Source organism: Pseudomonas sp. PSB11 (genome assembly GCF_014596605.1).
Classification (GTDB): Bacteria; Pseudomonadota; Gammaproteobacteria; order Pseudomonadales; family Pseudomonadaceae; genus Aquipseudomonas; species Aquipseudomonas umsongensis.
Genome location: NZ_NOIO01000072.1, coordinates 1 through 1088, shown reverse-complemented (window position 1 = coordinate 1088; position 1088 = coordinate 1). Strand labels below are relative to the sequence as shown.

Here is a 1088-nt window from a genome sequence, read left to right as displayed (position 1 = left end):
CATCACCAGGGCTTGAGTGGTGCTGAAACCCCGATTTCTTTGTTCTTGGTAAAACCCTTTCCAGGCTTCGGTTCGACTCGCCGACATAGCCGCATTGTGCAGAAGGCGGCGGGCTTCTGGATCGCCTCGCTTGGTCAAACTTCGGCGACCATCTTTTTGCCCTGATTTTGACACCCGCAAGTCCATTCCAAGAAAGGCGATAAAGGCATCTGCGTTTCGGAAGTCTCCGCGGTGGAACGCCGTGAGCAAGCGGGCGCCAGTCAAAAATCCAACCCCTTCAACTTTCAGGCAACGCTTCAACTGACCCAGCAAACCGGCTTCTTTCAGCTGATCGTTGATCGTCTTTTCGATCAGCGTCTCAAGCTGCTGCATGGACTTTATTTGCTCGGAAAAAGCAGCCTTCAGCAAGGGCTCATTCGACCAGCTTTGCACTAGGCCGACCCTGGCCTGGACCAAGGCCGCCCGGCGGCGAAAAAGACTCAGGAGTTGGCGATACAGCGGTGTCGGCGGCGTCCATGGGTGAAGTTCTTCATGCTCGTTCTTCAGATAGCGAGCAAGCAGTTTGGCATCCAATGCATCGGTTTTGGCACGGACCTTCACACCTTCTCGGTAATGTTTGAGCTCATAGCCGCCCACCATGTAAATCACGCAGCCGGCCTCAAAGGCCAGGTCAGCGAACTCCAGGTGGTAGATGTTGGTGGCTTCAACAGCAATAGCCACACTCCCCGGCAAGTCCTTTAACCACTTGTTGATGCTGGTTTTGTTGTTGGGAATCTCTTCAAGCAGGTCCAGTTCGGCGTGATAAATCACCAATTCTTTCTTGGCGACATCCACGCCCACGATCGGCTTTGAAACAGAAACCGGCATTGCCATAGGTTTTCCTCCGGGATAAGGTTTTAAGCACTTGAAGGGCTCACCCAGAGGCGCAGGCTTGTTCCTATCGTCGGTCTAGGCCAGATGCATTCTTTATCGGCGCTTGGGTGAAAGGAGGAGGGGCGAACTCTCCCACAGTCTGTACTGCGTCAACAGTCAGAATCGAGCCTTGTCCCTCCTCCTCCCTTCAAGTCCTACCATACAAGCGAGCCTGC

The 1088-nt window shown here is 54.0% G+C and carries 1 protein-coding gene; it reads right to left on the bottom strand.

What is annotated here, in order from left to right; translation table 11 throughout:
- A partial coding sequence (locus CGA21_RS29705; RefSeq protein ID WP_188265690.1) for an IS110 family transposase occupies positions 1 to 873 on the bottom strand: 873 nt, incomplete at its 3' end.
- Positions 874 to 1088: the final 215 nt, after the last annotated feature.